Origin of the sequence: Corallococcus llansteffanensis, from assembly GCF_003612055.1 — a bacterium.
Lineage (GTDB): Bacteria > Myxococcota > Myxococcia > Myxococcales > Myxococcaceae > Corallococcus > Corallococcus llansteffanensis.
In genome coordinates, this window is record NZ_RAWB01000541.1 from 1 (window position 1) to 6768 (window position 6768).

Here is a 6768-nt window from a genome sequence, read left to right on the forward strand (position 1 = left end):
CCCGGAAGTCGCCCAGGCGCACCGGATCCGCGTACAGGGACATCGCCCGGCGGATGGCGGCCAGGAGCGCGGAGCGGTGGAAGGACTCGAAGAGCAGCCCGTTGCCGTCCAGGCCCCCCTCCACCGTGTCCACCAGCCCGCCCGTGGCCCGGACGATGGGCACCGTGCCGTAGCGCAGCGAATACATCTGGTTCAGGCCGCAGGGCTCGTAGCGGCTGGGCATCAGGAAGAAGTCCGACCCCGCCTCCACCAGGTGGGACAGCGCCGGGTCGAACCCGATGTGCACCCCCACCTGCTTGGGGAAGCGGGCCTGGAGCGCGCGCAGGCCCTCCTCCAGGCCGGGGTCGCCGTTGCCCACCGCGACGAAGCGCAGGTCCGCCTGGAGCGCCGCGGGCATCGTCTCCAGCAGCAGGTCCACGCCCTTCTGCCACGCCAGCCGGCTGACGATGCCGAACACCGGCGCGCCGTCGTCCGGGGGCAGCCCGAAGCGCTCCAGCAGGGCGCGCTTGCAGACCGCCTTGCCGGCCAGGTCCTCCGGGCCGTAGCGCTCCGGCAGGTACGCGTCCGTCCGGGGGTTCCACTCGTGCGCGTCGATGCCGTTGAGGATGCCGGTGAGCGCGTGCGAGCGGCGGCGCAGCAGGCCGTCCAGCCCGTAGCCCTGCTCCGCCGTCTGGACTTCGCGCGCGTACGTGGGCGACACGGTGGTGAGCGCCTCGGAGAAGACGAGCCCCGACTTGAGGAAGTTCACCTGGTCGTAGAACTCCACACCCTCCGGCGTGAAGAGGTCCCAGGGCAGCCCCAGGTCGCCCATCGTCCCCTTGGGGAACTGCCCCTGGTACGCGAGGTTGTGGATGGTGAAGACACACTTCGCGCGCCCAAGCGGCGTGCCCTGGAAGCCCCGGCGCAGCGCCACCGGCACCAGCCCCGTCTGCCAGTCGTGCAGGTGGATGATGTCCGGGAAGAAGCGCAGCCGCTGCGCGGCCTGGAGCGCGCCGATGCACAGGTAGGCGAAGCGGCGGGGGTTGTCCGCGAACTCACCGCCCGCGTCGCCGTAGAGCCCCTTGCGGCCTCCGAAGAAGGCCTCGTTCTCCAGGAACCACACCTCCAGCCGTTCGGAGAGGCGCGCGGACAGGACGGGGCCGCCCGTCTCCCCGAAGGGGAAGCGCAGCACCAGGGACTGTCCGGTGGGCTCCAGGTGTCCGGTGTTGCGCACGTCCTGGTAGCGGGGCGTGACGATCTTCACGTCGTGCCCCAGCGCGGCGAGCGCCGTGGGCAGGGCCCCCGCGACGTCGCCCAGTCCCCCCGTCTTCGAGAAGGGGGTGACCTCCGAGGCGATGAAGAGAATCTTCATGAACGCACCATTGCGAGTCCAGACGGGGAGTCAACCGCGAACGTGCGCACGGGGGCGGGGTTTCCTATGGTGCGGCGCGTGATGATCCCGCCCGACCCCATCCAGCGCTTCGCCGACGTCTTCGCCCAGGCAAAACAGGTCATCCCCGTGGACCCCAACGCCATGGTGGTGGCGACGGTGGACGACGCGGGCCGCCCGAGCGCCCGCGTGGTGCTGCTCAAGGACTTCGATGCGCGGGGCTTCGTCTTCTTCACGAACCACCACAGCCGCAAGGGGCGCCAGCTCACCGCGCATCCCTTCGCGGCGCTGTGCTTCCACTGGGCGCCCCTGGAGCAGCAGGTGCGCATCGAAGGCCGGGTGGAGCAGGTGTCGGACGCGGAGGCGGACGCGTACTTCCAGAGCCGGGCGCGCGGCAGCCAGATTGGCGCGTGGGCCAGCCTCCAGAGCGAGGAGCTGCCGACGCGCGAGCTGCTGGACGCGCGCGTGGCGGAGGTGGAGGCCCGGTTCCAGGGCCGGCCCGTGGAGCGGCCCCCGCACTGGAGCGGCTTCCGCGTGGTGCCGGATCGCATCGAGTTCTGGCACGGCCGCCCCAGCCGCCTGCACGAGCGCAACCTGTACCTGCGCGAGGGCGACGGCTGGAAGACGCAGCTGCTGTTCCCCTGAAGGGCGCGGCCTCAGGGCACGCGGTGCTCGCGGAAGGTGACGCGCAGCGTGTACGTGCCCTCGGGCGCCTCCACCCGCACGAAGTCCCGCGCGTGCGGCGTCTCCAGCGTGAGCGTGGCGCTCGCCGCCTGACGCTCCCAGGCCACCAGCGCCAGGTCATCCACCACCGTCACGCCCTGCCCCGTCTTCGGGGATGCGGTGTGGAGGGTGAGGTTGAGGGCCCAGGGCGCGTTCCAGAGGTCCGGGCGGGGCGGATCCGCCGGGAAGCGCAGGTCTTCTGACACCTGCTTCCAGTCGTAGGTGCCGCCGTCCTGGCGCAGCAGCGTCTGCTCCCCGAAGAGGGTGTAGGACTCCACGGGCAGGTACTGCACGCCCACGGAGAAGGCGCCGCCGCCCTGCCCCTTGAGCCACGCCACCGCCGTGAGGTCGCGGTGGGGCGGCCCCTCCGCGAAGCCCGGCGGCCGGAAGCGGTTGACCAGCGGCACGGCGCCCTTGCGCTGGCAGAGGGCCGCGGCGCCCCGGTGCGGGCCGTCCTGGCACACGAAGCCCGCGCCGTACTCCAGGCCCCAGCGCGGCGCCTCGTTGACGTCGTCATCCACGTCGTGGTCCTCGAAGTCACCGTGCAGGAGCACGTCGCGCCCGGCCTTGAGCTTCACGCCGGTGAGCCCGTCCGCGCCGGTGAGCTTCGCCACCGCGACGGATTCGCCCTCGTGGCGCAAGGCGCGCAGGTCCACCGTGGCGCGGCCGTTGGCGTCCACCGTCACCGGCACGTCCACGGTGCGCTCGCTCACCGCCGCGTGCGCGCCCGCGGGCAGCACCTCGCCCCAGGAGGGCTGGGGCACCAGCTCCACGCCGCCCTCGCGGGACAGCTCCGCCAGGTTGCGCAGGAAGCCTTCCGCCAGCTCGCCCGCGATGGGCCGGGGGCGGTAGTCCTCGATGTACACCGGCACGGCGCGCGCGCGGTCCACGCGCGCGCCCGTCGCCTCCACCTCCGCCAGCAGGCCCACCATCGTCTCCAGGCGGTCCTGGTCGAAGGCGAGGTTGCCCAGCGACTGCGCCATCAGCACGCCCTGGTGGCGCGCGAAGCCCTGCGGGATGTGCGGGTGGTGCGCGATGACGAGCCCCGCGCCCGCGTCGATGAGGTCGCGCATCCGCTGCGCGGTGGGGGTGGAGGGCCGCACGCTGTACTCGACGCCCGTGTGCAGCACCGCCACCGGCACCCGGCCCTGGGCGCGCTCCGCGCCGAGCAACGCCGACGCCCGCGCCAGGTCCCGCGCGTCCGCCGCGCCGCCCTGGTTCGGGCCCGCGACGTACTGCTGATCATGCGCGCTGCCGGTGATGGAGCACATGGACACCAGGCTGTAGCTGGAGCCCGCCAGGGACACGCGCGCGGGGACGAAGGCCTCCACCTCGTCGCGGCCCGCGCCGCTGAAGGCCATGCCCGTCGCGGCCACGTGCGCGAGCGTGTCGTTCAGCCCGGGCGCCAGGTAGTCGTAGACGTGGTTGTTGCCCAGGCTCACGTAGTCCACGCCCAGCCACGGCAGCGCGGGCAGGGAGCCGGGCAGCGTGAAGAACGCATAGGCCTTTTCGTCGTGGGGCGTGGTGGGTGAGTCCGTCACCGGCGTCTCCAGGTTCACGGCGCGGAAGTCCGCCGCCTGGAAGTAGGGCCGCACGTGCGTGAACACGGCCTTCGTGCCCGGCAGCGGATCCGACACGCGGATGAGCGCCGCGGGGTCGTCCGGGGGCATCTGGTTGCGGGGCGTGGTGTCGTCCGGATCCAGGAAGCGCCGGCCCAGCGACACGTCGCCGCCGAAGAGCATCCGCACGCCGTCCTTCGGGGACAGCCGCACCGGGGGCAGCGTCACGCGCGTCTCGGACAGGCCGCGGCGCAGCTCCACCGCCACCACCGCCGGACGGAAGCCCTCCGCCTCCACCTGGAGCAGCTTGTTGTGCCGGGGCAGCGCGGGGAAGCGGAAGCGGCCGTCCGCGCCGGTGCGCGCCTCGGCGTCCCCCACGCGCACCACGGTGTTCGCGACCGGGGCGCCCGCGACGGACACCAGCGTGCCCTCCAGCGCGATGCCGGTGCACGCATAGGCGTGCCGGGCCTTGCGTTCGGCTTCGGACACGGCCGCGTCGGAAGCGGGCTCCGGCGCGCAGGCCGTCAGCACCGGGGGCACCTCCTCCTCGGGCGGCGGCTCCTCGTCGGGCGTCTCCTCGTCGGGCGGAGGCGGCTCTACCGGGGGCGGCGAGGTGTCAGGAGTCTCGTCGGGCGGAGACGTCACCGGCGGGGTCTCTTCGCCCGGCGGCGTCACGATCCCCGGGTCCTTCGACGGCGCGGAAGCTCCGGGACTGCACGCCACCAGACACGCCGCCACCCACGCCACCGGCAGATACCGCCGCCCCATTCCGTCCCCCTGCGCCGCCTCGACCGTCGCCCACGTCCTGCGACGAGATGGGGACGAATGCGGACGGGCGCCAGGGCGGGCCTCGCACCGGAGGGCTGCCTGCCTGCCCCCGTGCTCGGGGGCGCGTTCACCCCTGGACACCGCGCCGGGACGAACGGACTACCAGGGCACCTCCGTGCCCTCGTAGTCGAAGAAGCGGCCGGAGTGCTCCAGCGAGAGGCCGTCGATGACCCGCAGCATCCCGCTCACCGAGGTGCAGGGAGGCAGCGGCGCATCCACGCCGCCCATGTCCGTCTGCACCCAACCGGGGTGCAGCAGCACGCACGCCAGCCCGTCGCGGCGCAGGTCGTTGGCCATGGAACGCACGCCCATGTTCAGCGCGGCCTTGGACATGCGGTAGGCGTACGCGCCCCCTTCCGTGTTGCTGGAGAGCGACCCCATGCGCGAGGTGACGTGCGCCACCTTGCGGCCCAGGCCGTGCCGGAGCGCGGGCAGCAGCGCGGAGGTGATGCGCAGGGGCCCGAGCGCGTTCACCGCGAACGTGCGCTCCAGGTCCTCGTAGTCCAGCTCGTGAAGCCCCACCCACTGGCCCTGCACGCCCGCGTTGTTGATGAGCACGTCCACCGGCTCGCGGCAGACGTTCGCCGCGAAGGCCTGGACGCTGTCCGCCCGGGTGACGTCGAGCGCGTGGATCCGCAGGCGATTGCCGGATTCATGCAGCAGCGGCTCCAGCCGACGCGCCAGCTCCGGGGCACGCACCCCGGCGTCCACCGTCTCTCCGCGTCGCAGCAACTGCTGCACGAACTCGAAACCGATGCCGCGGCTGGCACCCGTGATCACGTAGCGCATGCTTGTATTAACGCGCTGTCCGCCGCTCCTTGGCAAAGCGGCCCCGTTCGCACTAAGGCGCCCCAGGGGTGCTCACCCCAGGACACCGCACGGAGAGAACGACATGACGGTCGCGGTCATCGGCGGCGGGATTTCAGGACTGGTCCTGGCTCACCGGTTACGTACCCGGGGCACGGAGGCGGTGGTTTTGGAGGCGACCGCGCGCGTGGGTGGAAATGTGCAGACTCTTGCCCAAGAGGGCTACCTCCTGGAGTCGGGGCCCAACAGCTTCCTGGACCGGGAGCCCGCGACGCGGGAGCTGGCGGCGGCGCTGGGCGTGGAGGCGCGCATCCGTCCGGCGGATGTGGCGGCAAAAAACCGCTACATCTTCACTCGCGGTGCACTTCGGGCGGTGCCGTCGTCACCTCCTGGGTTCCTGACGTCGGACATCCTTTCCTTTTCCGCGCGGCTTCGCGTGCTGGGCGAATTGTTCAGCGCCCGCGGTCCTGAGGGGGTGGACGAGTCGCTGGCGCAGCTGGGACGGCGCCACCTGGGTCCGGAAGCGACCACGGTGCTGCTGGACGCGGTGCAGACGGGCATCTACGCGGGCGACCCGGAGAAGCTCAGCGCGGAGGCCACCTTCCCGCAGCTCGTGAAGTTCGAGCGTGAGCACCGCAGCCTCATCCTGGGCGCCATCCGTTCGCAGCGCGCGGCGCGCAAGGCCACCGCTTCGGACGGGGGCCCGAAGTCGAAGCTCACGGGGCTCTTGAGCACGTTCGACGGCGGCCTGGGCGTGCTGGTGGACGCGCTGGCGGCGGCGCTGGGGGACGCGGTGCACACCGACGCGAAGGTGGAGGGGCTTGTGCCCCAGCCCTCCGGTTGGAAGGTGCGGGTGCGCGAGCACGGGCGGCCGGTGGAGCTGCTCGCGTCCCAGGTGGTGCTGGCGGTGCCCTCGCACGTGGCGGCGGGGCTGCTGCGCCCGCTGGACGAGCCCCTGGCGGCGAAGCTGGAGGGCATCCCGTACGCGCCCATCGCCGTGGTGCACCTGGGCTTCGCGCCGGGGGCGACGCCGAAGCCGGACGGGTTCGGGTTCCTGGTGCCGGCGGTGGAGGGCAAGGCGGTGCTGGGCACCATCCACGTCTCCACCACGTTCCCCTTCCGTGCGGAGGGCGGGCGGGGGCTGCTCACCTGCCTGATGGGCGGCGCGAGGCGGCCGGACGTCGTCGCGCGGGACGAGGACGCGCTGGTGGCGCTGGCGCGCGAGGAGCTCAAGGCGATGACGGGGCTCAGCGCGACGCCGGAGCTGACGCAGGTGGTCCGCTGGCCGCGCGGCATCCCGCAGTACACCGTGGGCCACCTGGAGCGCCTGGCCTCCCTGGACGCGGGCCTGAAGCGCTGGCCCGGCCTGCACCTCACCGGCAACGCGTACCGGGGCGTGGGCGTCAACGACTGCATCCGGGACGCGACGCGGCTCGGGGACGCGCTGGCGTAGCGGCGGGGGGACGGCCTGGGGCTCGGGCG

Annotated in this window: 5 protein-coding genes; 2 read left to right on the forward strand and 3 right to left on the reverse strand. The window is 72.8% G+C overall.

Annotation, left to right across the window (positions count from 1 at the left end):
* The coding region (glgA, locus tag D7V93_RS34465) for a glycogen synthase GlgA (protein WP_120647413.1) at positions 1-1351 on the reverse strand (1351 nt) is incomplete at its 3' end.
* Positions 1352-1417: 66 nt separating this feature from the next.
* On the opposite strand from glgA, the gene pdxH reads away from it, so the two are divergent.
* Entirely contained in the window at positions 1418-2014 is a 597-nt protein-coding gene (gene pdxH, locus D7V93_RS34470; protein ID WP_120647414.1) for a pyridoxamine 5'-phosphate oxidase, read from the forward strand.
* Between the two features lie 11 nt (positions 2015-2025).
* On the opposite strand, the gene D7V93_RS34475 is transcribed toward pdxH, so the two are convergent.
* On the reverse strand, positions 2026-4419 hold the full coding sequence (locus tag D7V93_RS34475; RefSeq protein ID WP_158623932.1) for a CapA family protein: 2394 nt from the start codon (positions 4417-4419) through the stop codon (positions 2026-2028).
* A 159-nt stretch (positions 4420-4578) separates the two neighbouring features.
* Positions 4579-5268, reverse strand: coding sequence for an SDR family oxidoreductase (locus D7V93_RS34485; RefSeq protein WP_120647417.1), 690 nt, complete (start codon positions 5266-5268; stop codon positions 4579-4581).
* A gap of 103 nt (positions 5269-5371) precedes the next feature.
* On the opposite strand from D7V93_RS34485, the gene hemG reads away from it, so the two are divergent.
* The gene (gene hemG / locus D7V93_RS34490) at positions 5372-6739 is read left to right on the forward strand and encodes a protoporphyrinogen oxidase (RefSeq protein ID WP_120647418.1); all 1368 of its coding nucleotides are present in this window, start codon (positions 5372-5374) and stop codon (positions 6737-6739) included.
* Positions 6740-6768: the final 29 nt, after the last annotated feature.